The following is a 16,592-nucleotide window of genomic DNA, read 5'->3' as shown; positions in this document are numbered from 1 at the left end:
GACAGTGCCGATATATCGAAAACGGCTACAATGTGATAGTTTAATCTGACTACATGATCTCTGTCAGGGCCCTGCTGCTAAGCGTTCTCCTCGTGTCTGCCACACTTGCAGGCTGCGCTGCCTTCGAAGACGACGGACTTGATGACTGTGCGCTGGAAGTCGAGCGGACAGATGAGACTCCCGTTGGCGTGCCACTCATCGATATGTCTGAGATCGAGAACCGGATCGTCCGACAGGCAATCAAGGACGCCTACCATAACGAGACCAGAGAGCGCTACGCGATCAGCCTGAACGAGCGCGAACTCGACGCTGTTCAGGCGGAACTCAAATCGCACTCGTCAGACGACGGCTACGATTTCTACACGCGCTACGAGGGTCAGATCCTGCAGTTCGGTCTCCTCTGTGGCCTTTGAAAGCATCTGCTCTCGACATCTTTTGTATCGAACATCGCCAGCTGTACATGGTGGAGTAGTAACACGACTCTTCGTCTATCGCCGATCGATGCGTCGGAATCTGGACATCCGAGCGCTCTTGCTGACTGTCCTCCTCGTCTCGACGGTCCACGTCGGCTGGTCTGCCCGTCACATGTATGATATGGGGGTGTACCATCTCTGTCAGGGGGCCAGACGACGCTCCCGTCCTCGGACCAGTCATCGACAGAGAAGCGATCGACAATCCAATTTTCAGGACGCTCGCAGTGGCCGTACGCGACGACCGGACCGGCTCTGACGGGCGGTATTTCGTCAGCACGAAGTCACACGTCTAGGCGTCCACCGTTGACGAACTACGCTCCTATCCGTCCCGGCCGGACAAGTACACGTGGCACGTCCGATACGAGGTCCGGACGATGGCAGTGTCTTCGGCGTGCTTGCTGTAACCGTTCGGGCTGCCTGCTCAATCGGCAATCGAGACTGCCGCCTGCTCCCGTTTTCGTTCGGCCACTCGCGCGACGAGCACCACGGCGAGGGCGGCCACGAGGGGCACGAGCAGCAGTTGCATGGCCGCGCTGGGGTCCGAGCCGCTGATGATCCACCCCATCACGGCGGGCGCGATGCCGACGCCCAGCGACGAGGAGATGGCGGCGACGGCGGTGACGGGGCCGCTGTGGCGGGGGACGGCGTCGGTGGCGTAGGAGACGAGCATCGGGAAGATGCCGGAGATGAGCGCGCCGATGACGACGACGCCGGGGAGGAGCCACAGTCCCGTCGCGAGGACGAACGTCGCGTAGAAGGTCGGGATCAGGAGCGCGAGGATCCCGATGAGGATCTTGAGGTAGCCCACTCGCTCCGAGAGGCGGCCATAGAGGAGGCGACCGGGGACGTAGCCGGCGATCATCACCGACAGCGACAGCGACGACAGCGCCGCCGCCGAGAGGCCGAGGCCGGCGACGCCGGTCGGCACGACGCTGTCCACGTAGGTCGGCAACCAGAGGAAGAGCCCGCCCTCGACGCCGGTCCCCAGAAACATCACCACGATCATCGCGGCGATCTCGGGCCTGCGAAGCAGCGCCAGCAGTTCCCGGCGGTCGAAGGGTTCCTCGGTTCCCGTCACCGCGGGGGCGTCGAGCCGCCAGACGACGACGGCCAGCAGCGCCATCCCGACGGCCAGCCCGTAGTAGGCCAGTCGCCAGTCGGCCACTGCGAGGACGGCGACGACCCCGATCGGTCCGACCATCGCACCGGCGGCCCAGGTCATGTCGTAGTAGCTGTACATCCGGCCGCGGCTGTCCGGGTAGAAGTGGCTGAGTATCGGCCGATTCAGCCCTCTGAGGACGCCGTTCATCGTTCCGCGCACGAGCGTGCCGACGAGAAACACCCCGAGGAGCGGGGCCGCGCCCATCGCCAGCAGTGAGAGCGCGCTGCCCAACAGTCCGCCCACGATCAACCGGTGGGGTTTCAGGTGGCCAGCCCCGAAACCGACGATCGAGACGACGACCAGGTAGCCGGCGGTGCCGGCGGTGCTGATCAGACCGACCTGCCACGCGGGCGCGTCGAAGGTGGTCCGCAGCTCCGGGATCACCGGGCCACGGATCATCATGATCGCGCCGGTCAGCGCCATCGTCGCGAACAGGGCCGCCGTCCAGAGCCGGCGGTTCGAGCCGGTCACGCTTCACCTGCCGTCCGGTGGTCCGGGGCCAGAACGTCAGGACGTGCGACACCTGCAGTCATAGTCGAAGCGTGGTGATCCGACGAGAAAAGTTTTTCTAATAGTATAAGAAAAGTCCTCGTATGGGTGAAAGCCAGATCAGGGAGACGCTGTCGGCCTTCGGACTCTCGACGAAGGAGGTCGACGCCTACCTGGCAATTCTACAGCGGGGGGAAGCGACGACCCGGGCCGTCTCGGAGGCCGCGGGCGTCTCACAGAGCTACGTCTACGAGATCGCGACCGCACTGGCCGAACGCGGACTGGTCATCGTCGACGAGAGCGCGACGCCGACGAAGCTCCGCGCTCGGCCACCCCAAGAGGCCGTCGACGCGCTGTCGATGCACCTCTCGGAGTTCGAGACCGCCGTCGAGAGCGTGTACGATCAGCCGGCCGAGACGGCGGCGGGGTTCGAGGTCGTCCACGCCAGTCAGACCGTCGAGCGCCGCCTCGAACGCCAACTGGCGCGTGCGGAGCGAGAGGTCTTCGCGATCGTCCCGTCGAACGCCTTTCCCGCCGTCGCCGACGCGCTCGCCGACGCCCGGGAGCGGGGACTGACCGTCTACTGTCTGCTGGCCGGCGAGTCCGCGGAGTCACACGTCGCCGAGATGGACGACCCCGGCCGGTACGCACACGTCGTCCGGAGCTGGGACGGCCGCCCGCCGCTGTTCGTCGTCCGGGATGCGCTGGGGGGCGTGCTGGCTTCACACGGCATGCTCACCAGCCGCCACGGCCGGGGCTACGCGCTCGCGTTCAACCAGAACGAGGTCGCCTCTGGCTTTTTCGGCAACTACGTCAGCAACGTCTGGCCCATGGGCGAACAGCGCTTCGTCGCCGAACCACCGGCGCTACCGGCGACCTTCGAGCTGTTTCGCTCGGGTGTGACGACTGCGGCCCTCCACACGACGGCGGGCCACGACGTCGTCGCCGACCTCGACGTGGTCGCGACCACCGACGAGACGGTCCGTCAGTTCGAGGGCGTCCCGATCCGCGAGGTGCGCCAGAACCTCGTCGAACCGGTGAACAACGCGTTCCCGATCGAGAACTCGCTGGTCGTCGAGACCGACGACGGACTGGTCAGCGTCGGCGGCCAGGCCTGCGGCCTGGGACCGTACTACGAGGAGTACGCCGCCCGCGAAGTGACGATCAGAGACGCCTGACGGCGGTACCAGCGACCGTCACTCGACCGCTGCCATCGCTTCTTCGAGCGTGAACGCGCCCTCGTAGAGCGCGCTGCCGACGACGACGGCGGCCGCGCCCGCGTCCCGAAGCGCTCGCACGTCCGCGACGGTCGCGACGCCGCCGCTGGCGATCACGGGTATCTCCACGGCGTCGACGACGCGCCGGACCGGCTCCGTGCGGACCCCCGCCAGCTGTCCCTCCACGTCCACGTCGGTGAAGAGAATCCCGCCGGCACCCAGCTCCGCGTAGCGGCTCGCGGCCTCGGCCGGGTCCAGCCCGGTCCCCTCGGTCCACCCCGAGACGACAACTTCGCCGTCCTTGGCGTCGAGGCTCACGAGGACGCTGCCGGGGTGTGTCTCGCTGATCTCGGCGACGATCTCGGGGTTCTCGACGGCCGCGGTGCCGAGGATGACCCGGTCGACGCCCCGGTCGAGCAGGTCGATCGCGTCGTCGGCGGTCCGGATCCCTCCGCCCAGTTGCACGTCCGCGTCGACCGCGTCGAGGACGGCGTCGATCGCGTCGGCGTTGGCTCGTTCGCCCTCGAAGGCACCGTCGAGGTCGACCAGGTGCAGCGTCGTCGCGCCGGCCGCTCTCCACCGTCGAGCGGCCGCGACGGGCTCGCCGTAGCGCTTGCCGGTCCCGCGTTCCCCACCCACCAGCTGGACGACCTGCCCGTCCTGCATGTCCACCGCCGGGATCACCGCAAACTCCGGAAACATACGCGTCAGTGTGCCGCCGATCGCTGAAAGGGTATCGGTGTCCCGGCCGCCGCGTCCCGAACCCTTATGCGCACGTCCACTCGATAGGGAGACATGTCACGATCTTCCGGTCCCGGGCTGCTCGCTCGGTTTCAGGCGGCCGTCCTCGACGAGTCGTCGGCGTACCGACAGTTCGTCCGCGCGACCGGCGTCGCGACCGCCGGACTGGCCGGGGCCTACGCCCTGCTCGTCTTCGGGGTCGTCGACCTCGGTGCCGCCGTCGTCTCGACGTTCGAGATCGCCGTCGGCATCGCGGTCACGCTGTTCGTCCTCATGGGGATCGTCCAGTTCGTCGTCATCGCGCGAGCCTACGAGTACGGCACCGAGACGGTCGCCGAGACCGCCGAGCAACTCGAACAGGCCGCCGAGGAAGTCGAGACCGTCGCCGACGAACTCGACGAGACGGCCGCGACCGTCGAGGACGCCGCCACCGACGTCGAGACAGCGGCCAAGGAGGTCGACGAAGCCACGGAACAGGTCGACGAGGTCACCGACACGGTCGCCGATACCGACCCCGATACCGCCGAAGACGCCGCCGAGCGGGTCGGTGAAGCGACCGAACGCGTCGACGAGGCCACGGCGAAAGCCGACGAAGCCACCGAGAAGGCCGACGAGGCCCGCGAGAAGACCGGGACGGCCAAGGAGGTCGCAGACGAGGTCAAAGAGACCGTCGAGCGCGAACGCGAGGTCCTGCCGGAGAACGAGTCCGGCGATGACGACGGCCGGGACGCCGACGACGCGAACGACAGCGAGACGTGAGCGTGTGACACGTGAGTACTGGACACCCGCGAAAGCGGGTGTCGGTACCCTTTAACGGCCCTGGGACGTGCCACGGATATGGTCGAAGTACTGTTTTTGATCGGTATTCTCGTCGCGATCTTCGTCGGGTTCAACATCGGTGGGTCCTCGACGGGTGTCGCGTTCGGTCCGGCCGTCGGCGCGGGGACAGTCTCGAAGCTCGGTGCCGCCGCTCTGATGACGATCTTCGCGCTGGCCGGCGGTCACTTCGTCGGTCGCGAGGTCGTCAAGACCTTGGGGAGTGGCCTCGTCGAGTCTGAGTTCACGATGACCGTCAGCATCGTCGTCCTGTTCTTCATCGGCTTCGCGCTCTTCCTCTCGAACGTGGTCGGGGTCCCTGCCTCGACTTCGATGACGGCCGTCGGTGCGATGGCGGGACTGGGGATCGCTCAGGGGACGCTCGACTGGGAGGCGATGGGCGAGATCGTCTCCTGGTGGCTCGTCTCGCCGGTGATCGCGTTCTGGATCAGCGGCGTCATCGGCCGGTACTTCTACCCGGCTCTGGTCGAGCGTTTCGCGATCCCACAGACAGACGGCTCGCTGCTCGCGCTCGATCGGTCCGGCGCGATCCCACGGCCGACGATGGGCGAGAACACGACGCTGCGGGAGCTGGTCGGAACGCTCCTGGTGGTCGGCATCGGCTGTTACATGGCCTTCTCGGCGGGCGCGTCGAACGTCGCCAACGCCGTCGCGCCGCTGGTGGGCAACGGCTCGCTGGAGATGACGCCCGCCATCCTGCTGGGCGGCGGAGCCATCGGACTCGGGGCGTTCACCATCGCCCGTCGAACGATGGACACCGTCGGCAACGACCTCACCGACCTGCCGCTGCTGGCGGCGCTGCTGGTCGCGACCGTCAGTTCGACGATCGTCACCTTCCTCTCGGCACTTGGCGTGCCGGCGAGTTTCGTCATCATCGCGACGATGAGCATCGTCGGCCTGGGATGGGGACGGGCGACTCGCACGACGACGATCTCGGACACCGTCACGGGCAAAGGCGAGACCCCGGAGGTGTCGGTCGGCGCACTCACCGCCGACGCCCCCGACGCGCCGACCGTCGGCGGACAGGCCGGCACGCCGAGCGAGAAGCGCACCCAGCCCATCGGCGAACCCGAGGACCTCCCGAAAGCCGCGGACCTGTTCGAACCGGAGACGACCGCGAGAGTGATCCTCACACAAAACTTCGTTCCCGCAGTCGCGACGCTCGCCGCCTATCTGGTGTTCAAGTTCGTCCCGATTTTTTGACCGAATTCCGGCGGCCGCTCGGGCGGAACAGCAAAGTCTAACAGTGCGGGGGGCCAACCGAACAGGTGATGCCCACAGTTGAGTACCTCAACTACGAAGTAGTGGACGACAAAGGCTGGGACATGTACGACGACAGCGTCTTCGAAGACGCCGCCGACGCCGACCTCTCGGACGAGGACTACGGCACGCTCGAAGTCAACGAGGGCGAGTACATCCTCGAAGCCGCTGAAGCCCAGGGCTACGACTGGCCCTTCTCGTGTCGCGCCGGTGCCTGTGCCAACTGCGCAGCCATCGTCGTCGAAGGCGAGATCGACATGGACATGCAGCAGATCCTCTCCGACGAGGAAGTCGAGGAGAAGAACGTCCGTCTGACCTGCATCGGCAGCCCCGACGCCGACGAGGTCAAGATCGTGTACAACGCGAAGCACCTCGACTACCTGCAGAACCGCGTCATCTGAGGACCTGCTGTTCTCGGCCACGGATGGCCTGGGGGTAACGACCCCGCTTTCTCCCCGCAAGTGATATCTTTGTGGGCCGATATCCACCGCTCGTGTTATCCTCGACGTTCGACAGTCTCGTTACCGTCCCCGGAATCGGGGTGGCGGCACCGGCCTCGGATCTCCTCCGACTCGTCGCGATCCCCGTGTTCGGGTGGGCGGCCTATCGCGACGTCAAGACACGGCGGGTCCCGACCAGGGCATGGCTCCCGCTCGCGGCGCTCGCGGTCGTGTTGCTCGTCTGGGACGGGTACGGTGCGTACGTCGGCGGCGACCGACTGTTCTTCTTGCAGGCGGCGATCAGCCTCGGGTTCATCGTCCCGCTGGTGACGGCGTTCTGGTACATGGGCAGCTTCGGCGGGGCCGACACGAAGGCGTTCTACGTGCTGGCACTGCTCTTTCCCGCCTACCCGATCTACTACCTGCCGACGACGACGCTGCCGACCTTCCAGCCCGCGATCGGCGTGTTCTCGCTGACGATCCTCTCGAATACGGTCGTCGCGGGGGCGCTGTATCCAGTCGGCGTCGCCGTCTCGAACCTCGCTCGCGGTCGCGTCGGGCTCCCGATGGTGATCGGCAAGCCCGTCGCGACGCCGGCGTTGATCGAGGAGTACGGCCTCCTGCTGGAGACGCCCGACGGCTTCACCCGCCGCGGGCTCGACCTCGACGCCCTCCGGATGTATCTGCGCTGGCGAGACTGTACGCTGGCCGATCTGCGCGCCGATCCGGCGGCCCACCGGGACCCCGACAGCCTGCCGGCGGTCCCCGGCGAGGTCGGGGACGGGAACATTCGGACCGACGGCGGCACGGCACCCGACCCCTCGCCCACCGACCACGACGATCCCTGGGGGGCCGAGGCGTTCCTCGACGACGTCGACGGAGCGTACGGTACCACGCCCGCGGGGCTGCGTGACGGTCTCGACGTGATCGCCGCCGAGGACGAGGTGTGGATCTCGCCGGGTATCCCGTTCCTCGTGCCGACTTTCGCCGGACTCCTCCTCTCGGTTACCTACGGCGACGTGCTGGTGTCGTTGCTCAGGACGCTGGGGCTGGGCTAGCAGAAGACCTATGCGGCGGACACGCGTTCGCCCGCTCATGAGCGACGGCGAACTCGCCTTCGACGAACAGGACCTCCTGCCGGCGGTCGCACAGGACGCCGACACCGGCGAGGTCGTGATGCTCGCGTACGTCTCCGAGGCGGCCCTGGAACGCTCTCGCGAGACCGGCTACGCTCACTACTACTCGCGCAGCCGCGACGAACTCTGGAAGAAGGGCGGGTCCAGCGGCCACACGCAGCGAATCGAGGAGATCCGGATGGACTGTGACGGCGACGCGATCCTCTACCTGGTCGACCAGGAGGGCGGTGCCTGTCACACCGGCTACCGCTCCTGTTTCCACCGTACGGTCGACGGCGAGGTCGTCGGTGAGCAGGTGTTCGATCCCGACGACGTCTACGAGTAGATGACCGACGCTGACGCGGTCACGCGACTCCGGCGGGCCGACGCCGACCGGCGGGCGGCCCGCGAGCGCGTGGATGCGGTCGGCGAGGACGCGCTCCGGGCCCTCCGGACGGCCTGCGAGGAGCTTCGTGCGCTGCTGACGGAGTACGAGGGTCGGGCGACCGGCGACGGCGACTTCGCGGCCTTCATCGAGTTCCAGGACCGGATCGCCCACTTCACGAACGACCTCGACGAGGAACTGCCAGAGCGGACCGTCTTCGAGGAGATCGACGAGCGCCTCCAGCAGCGCCGACTCACCGAGGACGACTTCGCGGCCGTCCGCGAGCGCATCGACGCCGCCGAGGAGACGGTCGAACCCCTCGTCGAGTGGGAGGACGCCCGCGAGCGCTACCGGGAGGCCAGACGCGCCGCGCGGCGTCGCCTCGACACCGTCGGGGACCAGATCGACGACCGCGAGCGCCTGGTCGAACTTGGCGAGGCCGACCTCGACGCGCCGACCGAGCGGCTCCGCGAGCCCATCGAGCGCTACGACGAGGCCGTCACCGACGCGTTCGACGCCTTCCGATCGAACGCGTCGGCCCGCGAGGTACTCGACTTCGTCGAGACGACGGCGCTGTACCCGCTGGTCCCGTTTCGCGAACCGCCCGAGGACCTGCTGGCGTACGTCCACGGCCACGAGGCGGGCACCGAGCCGATCCCGCAGCTGCTCGCGTACGCGGCGTACTCGCAGTCGAAGCTGGACCACTACGTCGCGGACGCCGACGCCCTCAAGCGATCCGTCGCGACCCGCCAGACCTACCTCGAACGGCTCGACGCCGACCCCCTGACCGTCGGCTGGCCCCCGCCCGCCGCCGACACGCTGCGCTGGCAGTGCAACGAACGGATCTCGGTCGTCGCCCGGTTCGCCCCGGACGTGGTGAGCGACCTGCGGGCCGTCCGGGCGCTCACTCGCCGGTCGGACTACGATCGGCTGCGAGACAGTGCCGTCGCTCGCGAGCGTCTGACCGACGCGGAGCGAGAACGGCTCCGGACGGGCGCGGTCGCGGACGAACTCGCCGACCTGCGGGCCGAGCGCGACGCGCTCCGTGACGCGCTCGACGAGCTGTCGCCGCTGGCGTGATCGCTCACCCGTCTTCGCGGACTCGATCGATCGGGTCGGCGAAGGTCGACAGCAGTTCGTCTGCCCGCCCCTGGGTGTGGGCCTCGGCGTAGATCCGGACGACGGGCTCGGTCCCGGACGGGCGGGCAAGCACCCACCCGTCGCCGTACTTCAGCCGGTAGCCGTCGGTCGTATCGAGGTCCGCGACGGCCTCGGTGGCGGCCGCTTCGACGGCCTCGAGCATCGCCGCGCGCTCTGTCTCGTCTTCGTACTCGACGGCCGCGCGGACGTTGACGTAGTCGTCGAAGCGGGCGGCGATCTCGCTGGCGGGTTCCTCTGCGACGAGTTCGAGGAACTTCCCGGCGGTGTAGGCCCCGTCGCGGGCGATCCGGTAGCCCGGGAAGATGATGCCGCCGTTGCCCTCGCCCGCGACGCTGACGGTCTCGCCCGCCGCTCGGAGCTGCTGGATCTGCGTGATGAGGTACGTCGAGCCGATCCGGGTCAGCGTCAGCTCGGCGTCGGCGGCCTCGACAACGTCGACGAGGCGCTGTGAGGCGTTGACCGCCGAGACGACGTGGTCGCCGGGCTCGACGGTCGCCTCGACGAGTGCCGCGAGTGCGGCGTCGCCGTTGATCGTCGTCCCGGTCTCGTCGACGAACACCGCACGGTCGGCGTCGCCGTCGTGGGCGATGCCGAGGTCGGCGTCGGTCGTGCGGACGTACTCTCGCAGGTCGGCGAGGTGTGGATCGATCGGTTCCGGATCGCGGCCTGGGAAGTGGCCGTCGGGCTGGGCGTTGACGGTGTGGACGGTACAGCCAAGCTCTCGCAGGAACGTCGGGCTGGTGTGGCAGCCGGCTCCGTGGCCGGGGTCCACGACCACGGTCAGCTCCGCCGCCGCGATCGCCGTCCGATCGACGGCGTCGAGGACTTCGGTGACGTAGTCTTCGCCGGCTCCGTCGACCGCCCTCGTCCGGCCCAGCCCGTCCCACTGGACGGTGTCGAACTCCGTGGCTTCGAGGCGATCCTCGATGTCGTCGAGGACGGCCCTGTCGAGTTCGACCCCGTCCGCGCCGATCAGCTTGACGCCGTTGTACGCTGGCGGGTTGTGCGAGGCGGTGATCATCATGCCGGGGACGCCGTGACGGGCACAGTAGGCCTGGAGGGCGGGCGTCGGCGCTTCGCCGAGCAGGTCGACGGCGTGGCCGGTGCTGGCCAGCCCGCTGGCCGCGGCGTCTGCGAGCATCTCCCCGCTGGTCCGCGTGTCTCGTGCCAGCGCGATTCGGTCGCCGTCCCACACCGAGCCGGTCGCCTGTGCGATCTGTAGGACGTACGCTGGTGTCACCTCCTCGTTTGCCACACCTCTGACGCCGCTGGACCCGAAGACGTGCATCTCGCTGGGCACTCGTGTGCCGACCGGCTTAGGGCTACCGCCTCCGTCGCTTTCGACGACTGGATCTCGATGCATGTGAACGACCACCACCCTTTTGCCCGCACGCAGTGTATACACGCTGATATGAACCCTCCGGTCGATCGGGTGCTCCTCGACTACGCGCAGGACAAGATCGCCGTCGTCGACCGGCACGGGACCTACCAGTACCTCAATCGAGCGGCGAAGTCGATCCTGGGGTACGATCCAGACGATCTGGTCGGCGAGAACGCCTTCGAGTACATGCACCCGTCCGATCGGGACTACGTTCGGACCCGCTTCGAGGAGACGATCGCCGTCGACGACGAGTTCGTCGACGTGACCGTCGAGTACCGCCACCGTCAGCGCGACGAGGGCTGGGTGTGGCTGGAGAGTCGGATGTCGAACCTGACGGACTCGGAACTGGGCGGCTACGTCGTCAGCACGCGGGACATCTCCGACCGGATCGCGGCCGAACGGGAGCGCGACCAGACCGAGACTCGACTGCGGGAGCTGGCGGCAAACACCGACGACGTCCTCTGGATGTTCAGCGGCGACTGGTCGGAGCTGCTCTTTCTCAACCCTGCATACGAGTCCGTCTACGGCGGCTCGATCGACGCCGTCGAGGCGGATGTCGACGCCTTCATCGATCGTGTCTACCCCGAGGACGTGCCGGCGGTTCGCCGTTCGATGGCGGCCCTCTCTCGGGGCGAATCGGTCGACATGGAGTATCGGGTCAACCCGGCAGAGAACTACAATCGCTGGGTGTGGGTCCAGGCGGAGCCGATCGTCGAGGACGGGGCGGTCGTCCGCATCGTCGGCTTCACTCGGGACGTGACCGATCGCAACCGCCGGGAGCGCCAGCTCGCCGTCGTCGACAACCTCCTGCGACACAACATTCGCAACGACATGACGACCATCCTCGGGCAGGCGGAGCTGATCGCGGACGACCCCGAGGTCGACGCCCCGGAGCGGGCCGCCGTCATCCGGCGGGTCGGCGAGGCGCTCCTCCAGACGACCGAAAAGCAACGCGAGACGCTGCACCTCTTTCGGTCGCCCGCCTGTCCGACGACCGTCGACGTGGCAGACGCCGTCGACGCCGCGCTCGCGAGCGTCCGCGTTCGCTACCCGGCGGCCACGATCGAGACGACACTCGCTGACGGACTGGTCGCGAGCGCGCTCTCGGAGGTCGAGGTCGCGTTCTCGGAACTGATCGAGAACGCCGTCAAACACGCCGAGAGCGACGCCCCGACCGTCCGGATCTCCGGACGCGTTCGCGACGACGAGATCGAGATCCGGATCGACGACGACTGCTCGCCCCTGCCCGAGTTCGAGTACCGCGTACTGACCGGCGACAAACCGATGAGCGACGTGTACCACAGCACCGGGCTGGGGCTGTGGCTGGTGTACTGGATCGTCGACCTCTCGGACGGTCGGATCGAGTTCGTCACCAGCGACGAGACGGGCAACACGATCACCGTCGTCCTGCCGCGCGCGCCCGCTCCGACGCCGGAGTGACGCCAGCGTTCGCGGTCGCTACCCGTTGCAATCGGCTTAAGGTCGCCCGCACACGCAGGTCGTGTATGAGCGATCTCCCCGAGGAGTTCTCGTGTACCATCACCAACTGGGAGTACATCTACGGCCTGTGTCGCCACGTCGCCAACGACGTGAAGGCCGCGGACTTCGAACCGGACGTGGTCGTCGCGCTGGCCCGCGGGGGCTGGTTCGGCGGGCGCTGTCTCTGTGACTTCCTCGGACTGGACGACCTGACGAGTCTGAAGGTCGAACACTACGTCGGCACGGCCCAGTCCGGCCAGGAGGCCCAGATCAAGTACCCGATGCCCGACGACTCCGTCGCCGGCAAGGACGTGCTGGTCGTCGACGACATCGCCGACACCGGCGAGTCGATCCAGACCGCCGCCGACTACGTCCGCGAGGCAGACCCCGCCAGCGTCCGGACGGCCACGCTCCAGTTGCTCGACACCAGCAAGCACGAACCGGACTTCGTCGGCGAGCGCCTCGAAGAGTGGACCTGGGTCGTCTACCCCTGGAACTTCGTCGAGGACATGATCGAACTCCTCTCGGGACTGATGGCAAAGAGCGACCAGCGAGTCCACGACGAGGACGACCTGCGACAGCTGTTTCGCGAGTACCACGGCGTCGAACGCATCCAGATGGAGATCGCCCAGCCCAACCGCCTCGACGAGGTGCTGACCGAGATGGAGCGACGCGACGTGATCGAGTGGGCCGACGGCGGCTGGCGGCTCGCGGACTGAGACGGATTGTCGGAGCGATGTCCGGTGATCGTTTCCCCACCTCGGGGTGGGGAAGTCGTTCACCGGAACGGGCGACACGATCCGTACGGGGCGACCCTACCGACCGGACGCGACGCCGTTTCAACGCCTTTTAGCGCCCACACCGCAGACTGGCGGTATGGCCAACGACGAACTCATCGCCGCGCTGCGGGACGCTGACGCCGTCAAGTACGGCGAGTTCGAACTCTCACACGGTGGGACCAGCGACTACTACGTCGACAAGTACGTCTTCGAGACGAACCCGGAGTGTCTGGCACTGATCGGCGAGGCCTTCGCCGAGACGCTCGCGGGGGCCGACTGGTACGCCGACGACACCACGCTCGCGGGCGTCGCACTGGGTGCGGTCCCGCTGGTGGCCGTCACAAGCGTCGAGACGGGCACGCCGTACGTCATCGCGCGCAAGCAACAGAAGGAGTACGGCACCGCCAACCTCATCGAGGGCGACCTCACCGAGGGCGAGGAGGTCGTGATCCTCGAAGACATCGCGACGACCGGCCAGAGCGCCGTCGACGCCGCCGAGGCGCTGCGTGAGGCGGGTGCGACGGTCTCCCGGGTCCTCGTCGTCGTCGACCGCGAGGAGGGTGCCGCCGGGAACCTCGCCGAGCACGACCTCGAACTGTCATCGCTCGTGACGGCGTCGGAGCTGCTGGCCGACCAGCCCGACGACGCTGCCGAGTGAGCGCCCACTCCTCAAAACGCTAACTGGTCGCCACCGTTCTCGTCACGTTTAACAGCGACAAGACTGAGTGACAGGTAGATGGGCGTATTCGAACGATTCTTCGGACTTGACGAACACGACACCGACGTTCGGACGGAGGTGCTCGCCGGTCTGACGACGTTCCTGACGATGAGTTACATCGTCGTCGTCAACCCCTCGATTCTGGGACAAGCGATCGACGTCGCTGGCCGGACCGACGCACAGACCAGACAGATGCTCACCGTCGTGACGATCATCGCCGCGGCGGTCGCGACGCTCGTGATGGCGTTCTACGCCAACCGTCCCTTCGCGCAGGCACCGGGGCTCGGCCTGAACGCCTTCTTCGCGTTCACCGTGGTCCGCGGGCTCAATGTCCCCTGGGAGACGGCGCTCGCCGCCGTCGTCGTCGAGGGCGTGCTGTTCATCGTCCTGACGATGGCCGGTGCTCGCGAGTACATCATCAGACTGTTCCCCAAACCGGTGAAGTTCGCCGTCGGAGCGGGGATCGGCCTGTTCCTGGCGATCATCGGGCTGGAGGCGATGCACGTCGTCGCTTCCGACCCTGCGACCTTCCTCCAGTTCAACCCCGTCTTCGCCACCGACCCCATCGCGATCATCTCCGTCGTCGGCCTGTTCCTGACGTTCGCGCTGTACGCCGCCGACGTGCCCGGCTCGATCGTGATCGGGATTGTCGTCACGACGCTCGCCTCCTACGCCGCCGACGCACTGGGCTACGTGCCCGCCGACCCCACCGTCCCGTCGCTGGAGGGCGTCTTCCTCTACACTCCCACTTCACTGACGGGGACGACCGACGTGGTCTACTCGGTGGCGGGGTACGACATCACGCCGCTGATCGGCGCGTTCCTCCGCGGGTTCTCGAACGTCGACGCGCTGGGCTTCTCGCTGATCGTGTTCACGTTCTTCTTCGTGGACTTCTTCGACACCGCCGGGACGCTGACCGGCGTCTCCCAGATCGCGGGCTTCCTCGACGAGGACGGCAACCTCCCCGACATCGACCGGCCGCTGATGGCCGACGCGGTCGGGACGACCGTCGGCGGGATCATCGGCACCTCGACGGTGACGACCTACATCGAGTCCTCGACCGGCGTCGAGGAGGGTGGTCGGACGGGACTGACGGCCCTCGTCGTCGCCCTCCTCTTTCTCGCCTCGCTGGCGCTCGTGCCACTCGCCGCGGCGGTGCCGCTGCACGCCTCCCACATCGCGCTCGTGGTCGTGGCGGTGCTGATGCTCGCCAACATCACCGACATCGACTGGTCGGACCTCTCCCAGTCGGTTCCGGCCGGCCTGACGATGTTCATCATGCCCTTCACCTACTCGATCTCCTACGGTATCGCCGCTGGCATCATCTCCTACCCGATCGTCAAAGCGGCACAGGGCGAAGCCAGCGACGTCCACGCCGGCCAGTGGGTCCTCGCGGCTGCGTTCGTCTTCTACTTCTTCGTCCGCACGAGCGGGCTCCTCGCGGGCCAGCTCTGATCGGCGTGGCTCTCGCTGGCGATTCGGCGCTGCCGGCGTGGCTGTGTCCGGACGCCACACACCACCGTGGTCCTGATATACCGCGAGCTTCTACCTTCTCTCGATGACGAACCTCGAACTGTACGAACTGGAAGGCTGCCCCTATTGCGCGAAAGTGATCGACAAACTCGACGAACTCGACCTCGACTACGAGTCGCACATGGTCCCGCGCTCCCACGACGAGCGCACCGAGGTCGAGGAGGTCTCGGGCCAGACCGGCGTCCCAGTCCTGGTCGACCCCGACAACGGCGTCGATGGGATGTCCGAGTCCGACGACATCGTCGAGTACCTCGAAGAGACGTACGGCGGCGCAGCGTAAGGAGTGCCTTCGTCCACGAGCGAAGCGAGTGGACGGTCTTTTCGCCCACGTTTTGCGACGAGCGGTCCGGGAACGGAGCGATCCTCACCCTTTCGGTGTCTCTACTGCCGAGATTTCGGTCGTGGCAGCAAATCCAGTGCAGCCGACGTTCGCTGCTAGGCCACTTCTTCCGGATCGTCGCCCCGTTCCATGATCAGGTCTCGCAGGTCGTCGGCGTCGTCGATGGCCTCCATCTCCGACTCCTCGATGATGGCGGTGCCGTCGACGGACTCCCGTTTGAGTTCGTCGACCACGTAGATCGAGCGGGTCCGGGTGACCTCGCCGACCGAGGACATGATCCGGGCGCGCTTCTCGGCGGTCTTGGTGAACTCCGAGCGACCGGTCAGGACCTGCTGGCGCTCGTGCTCGTTCTCGGAGACGGTCTTGAACGGCGCTCGATCCGTCGGGTGGACCTCGAAGCCGATCCGGGTAAAGACCGTCACGAGCGACTCGTCGGCCGGATCGATGTCCGGGTCGTCGGGAGTGTCGTCCTCCTCTCGGACGGCTTCGGCTCCCTCGAGGACGCTGACCGGCGACGTGAGCGGCGCGTCGAACAGCTCTTCGAGCTCGGCGGCCACGTCGACGGAGGCGTCCATTCCGTCCTCGTACTTCGAGACGGTCCGGCGGGAGACGCCCAGTTCCTTTGCGAGTCGCCCCAGCGACCAGTCCCGTTCCTCGCGGGCGTCTGCGAGGACCTCGCTGTCGATGTTGACGTACAGCCCGCCCGGCGCGGCGTAGATCAGCGGCGGGACTTCCTCGACGAACAGGTCCATCGCCGTGTCCGGCGACAGCACCGGGACGCCGTGCCTGAAGTAGACGACGCCGGGTTTGAGTTCCTCGTCGCGGGTCCGGAGGCCGACGACCATCGGCGTCGCGTTCAGGTAGGTCCCCAGGCGTCGCATCTCCGCGCCGGTCATGGCGTCGAACGCGTCGATGTTGCCCAGGATCTTCACCAGCAACACGTCCTCCCCGCGCCGCGCTGCAACGTCGAAGCTCTTCGGCCGAATCGCACACCGGTCGCTGACGAGGAAGCCAGCGTCTTCCAGCATCGCCGTGACGTTCTCGACCAGTGCCGACCGTGACATAGTACTCTGTCCCTCTCT

General features: G+C 67.2%; 17 protein-coding genes. 13 read left to right on the top strand and 4 right to left on the bottom strand.

Annotated features, from left to right (window positions below; genetic code table 11):
• Positions 1 to 53 precede the first annotated feature (53 nt).
• Entirely contained in the window at positions 54 to 413 is a 360-nt protein-coding gene (locus AC5FRZ_RS00870) for a hypothetical protein (RefSeq protein ID WP_493563623.1), read from the top strand.
• Between the two features lie 481 nt (positions 414 to 894).
• Here the strand turns inward: AC5FRZ_RS00870 and AC5FRZ_RS00865 are convergent, their stop codons facing one another.
• Positions 895 to 2,106, bottom strand: coding sequence for an MFS transporter (locus tag AC5FRZ_RS00865; RefSeq protein WP_493563622.1), 1,212 nt, complete (start codon positions 2,104 to 2,106; stop codon positions 895 to 897).
• A 122-nt stretch (positions 2,107 to 2,228) separates the two neighbouring features.
• Here AC5FRZ_RS00865 and AC5FRZ_RS00860 point away from each other — a divergent pair, with 122 nt between their 5' ends.
• Positions 2,229 to 3,302: a TrmB family transcriptional regulator gene (locus AC5FRZ_RS00860; RefSeq protein ID WP_170092981.1), complete on the top strand. Its 1,074-nt coding sequence runs from the start codon at positions 2,229 to 2,231 to the stop codon at positions 3,300 to 3,302.
• Between the two features lie 18 nt (positions 3,303 to 3,320).
• On the opposite strand, the gene hisA is transcribed toward AC5FRZ_RS00860, so the two are convergent.
• A complete protein-coding gene (hisA, locus tag AC5FRZ_RS00855) occupies positions 3,321 to 4,043 on the bottom strand; it encodes a 1-(5-phosphoribosyl)-5-[(5-phosphoribosylamino)methylideneamino]imidazole-4-carboxamide isomerase (protein WP_170092980.1) in 723 nt (240 codons plus the stop codon).
• 93 nt (positions 4,044 to 4,136) lie between these two features.
• Between hisA and AC5FRZ_RS00850 the strand changes: the two genes are divergently transcribed.
• From AC5FRZ_RS00850 to AC5FRZ_RS00825, 6 genes are all read left to right on the top strand, one after another.
• Complete coding sequence (locus AC5FRZ_RS00850; RefSeq protein WP_372479986.1) at positions 4,137 to 4,841, top strand: hypothetical protein; 705 nt, start codon at positions 4,137 to 4,139, stop codon at positions 4,839 to 4,841.
• A 78-nt stretch (positions 4,842 to 4,919) separates the two neighbouring features.
• Positions 4,920 to 6,122, top strand: coding sequence for an inorganic phosphate transporter (locus AC5FRZ_RS00845; RefSeq protein WP_170092978.1), 1,203 nt, complete (start codon positions 4,920 to 4,922; stop codon positions 6,120 to 6,122).
• A 68-nt stretch (positions 6,123 to 6,190) separates the two neighbouring features.
• Positions 6,191 to 6,580, top strand: a complete 390-nt coding sequence (fer, locus tag AC5FRZ_RS00840; RefSeq protein WP_170092977.1) for a ferredoxin Fer — start codon at positions 6,191 to 6,193, stop codon at positions 6,578 to 6,580.
• A gap of 92 nt (positions 6,581 to 6,672) precedes the next feature.
• Entirely contained in the window at positions 6,673 to 7,677 is a 1,005-nt protein-coding gene (locus tag AC5FRZ_RS00835; RefSeq protein WP_372479989.1) for a prepilin peptidase, read from the top strand.
• A gap of 37 nt (positions 7,678 to 7,714) precedes the next feature.
• Complete coding sequence (hisI, locus tag AC5FRZ_RS00830) at positions 7,715 to 8,080, top strand: phosphoribosyl-AMP cyclohydrolase (RefSeq protein WP_153552239.1); 366 nt, start codon at positions 7,715 to 7,717, stop codon at positions 8,078 to 8,080.
• Positions 8,081 to 9,199, top strand: coding sequence for a DUF7118 family protein (locus AC5FRZ_RS00825; protein ID WP_493563621.1), 1,119 nt, complete (start codon positions 8,081 to 8,083; stop codon positions 9,197 to 9,199).
• A 4-nt stretch (positions 9,200 to 9,203) separates the two neighbouring features.
• Here the strand turns inward: AC5FRZ_RS00825 and glmM are convergent, their stop codons facing one another.
• Complete coding sequence (glmM, locus tag AC5FRZ_RS00820) at positions 9,204 to 10,568, bottom strand: phosphoglucosamine mutase (protein WP_493563620.1); 1,365 nt, start codon at positions 10,566 to 10,568, stop codon at positions 9,204 to 9,206.
• Between the two features lie 123 nt (positions 10,569 to 10,691).
• On the opposite strand from glmM, the gene AC5FRZ_RS00815 reads away from it, so the two are divergent.
• The 5 genes from AC5FRZ_RS00815 (at position 10,692) to AC5FRZ_RS00795 (ending at position 15,450) form a co-directional block, all read left to right on the top strand.
• Complete coding sequence (locus AC5FRZ_RS00815) at positions 10,692 to 12,101, top strand: PAS domain S-box protein (protein ID WP_493563619.1); 1,410 nt, start codon at positions 10,692 to 10,694, stop codon at positions 12,099 to 12,101.
• Between the two features lie 65 nt (positions 12,102 to 12,166).
• The gene (locus AC5FRZ_RS00810) at positions 12,167 to 12,859 is read left to right on the top strand and encodes a phosphoribosyltransferase (RefSeq protein WP_170092973.1); all 693 of its coding nucleotides are present in this window, start codon (positions 12,167 to 12,169) and stop codon (positions 12,857 to 12,859) included.
• A 157-nt stretch (positions 12,860 to 13,016) separates the two neighbouring features.
• The gene (gene pyrE, locus AC5FRZ_RS00805) at positions 13,017 to 13,577 is read left to right on the top strand and encodes an orotate phosphoribosyltransferase (RefSeq protein ID WP_493563618.1); all 561 of its coding nucleotides are present in this window, start codon (positions 13,017 to 13,019) and stop codon (positions 13,575 to 13,577) included.
• 78 nt (positions 13,578 to 13,655) lie between these two features.
• Complete coding sequence (locus tag AC5FRZ_RS00800) at positions 13,656 to 15,092, top strand: NCS2 family permease (protein ID WP_372479995.1); 1,437 nt, start codon at positions 13,656 to 13,658, stop codon at positions 15,090 to 15,092.
• Positions 15,093 to 15,195: 103 nt separating this feature from the next.
• A complete protein-coding gene (locus AC5FRZ_RS00795) occupies positions 15,196 to 15,450 on the top strand; it encodes a glutathione S-transferase N-terminal domain-containing protein (RefSeq protein WP_153552230.1) in 255 nt (84 codons plus the stop codon).
• Positions 15,451 to 15,605: 155 nt separating this feature from the next.
• On the opposite strand, the gene AC5FRZ_RS00790 is transcribed toward AC5FRZ_RS00795, so the two are convergent.
• On the bottom strand, positions 15,606 to 16,574 hold the full coding sequence (locus tag AC5FRZ_RS00790; protein ID WP_170092971.1) for a transcriptional regulator: 969 nt from the start codon (positions 16,572 to 16,574) through the stop codon (positions 15,606 to 15,608).
• Positions 16,575 to 16,592 lie beyond the last annotated feature (18 nt).

It is taken from the genome of Halomicrobium sp. HArcht1-1, from assembly GCF_058933285.1.
This window is presented reverse-complemented; position numbering and strand designations above follow the sequence as displayed.

What these genes read in the sequence shown, in the direction of transcription:
- AC5FRZ_RS00870 (WP_493563623.1), top strand. Translation starts at nt 54, where the DNA reads ATGATCTCTGTCAGGGCCCTGCTGCTAAGCGTTCTCCTCGTGTCTGCC.
- AC5FRZ_RS00860 (WP_170092981.1), top strand. Translation starts at nt 2,229, where the DNA reads ATGGGTGAAAGCCAGATCAGGGAGACGCTGTCGGCCTTCGGACTCTCG.
- hisA (WP_170092980.1), bottom strand. Translation starts at nt 4,043, where the DNA reads ATGTTTCCGGAGTTTGCGGTGATCCCGGCGGTGGACATGCAGGACGGG.
- AC5FRZ_RS00850 (WP_372479986.1), top strand. Translation starts at nt 4,137, where the DNA reads ATGTCACGATCTTCCGGTCCCGGGCTGCTCGCTCGGTTTCAGGCGGCC.
- AC5FRZ_RS00845 (WP_170092978.1), top strand. Translation starts at nt 4,920, where the DNA reads ATGGTCGAAGTACTGTTTTTGATCGGTATTCTCGTCGCGATCTTCGTC.
- fer (WP_170092977.1), top strand. Translation starts at nt 6,191, where the DNA reads ATGCCCACAGTTGAGTACCTCAACTACGAAGTAGTGGACGACAAAGGC.
- hisI (WP_153552239.1), top strand. Translation starts at nt 7,715, where the DNA reads ATGAGCGACGGCGAACTCGCCTTCGACGAACAGGACCTCCTGCCGGCG.
- AC5FRZ_RS00825 (WP_493563621.1), top strand. Translation starts at nt 8,081, where the DNA reads ATGACCGACGCTGACGCGGTCACGCGACTCCGGCGGGCCGACGCCGAC.
- glmM (WP_493563620.1), bottom strand. Translation starts at nt 10,568, where the DNA reads ATGCACGTCTTCGGGTCCAGCGGCGTCAGAGGTGTGGCAAACGAGGAG.
- AC5FRZ_RS00815 (WP_493563619.1), top strand. Translation starts at nt 10,692, where the DNA reads ATGAACCCTCCGGTCGATCGGGTGCTCCTCGACTACGCGCAGGACAAG.
- AC5FRZ_RS00810 (WP_170092973.1), top strand. Translation starts at nt 12,167, where the DNA reads ATGAGCGATCTCCCCGAGGAGTTCTCGTGTACCATCACCAACTGGGAG.
- pyrE (WP_493563618.1), top strand. Translation starts at nt 13,017, where the DNA reads ATGGCCAACGACGAACTCATCGCCGCGCTGCGGGACGCTGACGCCGTC.
- AC5FRZ_RS00800 (WP_372479995.1), top strand. Translation starts at nt 13,656, where the DNA reads ATGGGCGTATTCGAACGATTCTTCGGACTTGACGAACACGACACCGAC.
- AC5FRZ_RS00795 (WP_153552230.1), top strand. Translation starts at nt 15,196, where the DNA reads ATGACGAACCTCGAACTGTACGAACTGGAAGGCTGCCCCTATTGCGCG.
- AC5FRZ_RS00790 (WP_170092971.1), bottom strand. Translation starts at nt 16,574, where the DNA reads ATGTCACGGTCGGCACTGGTCGAGAACGTCACGGCGATGCTGGAAGAC.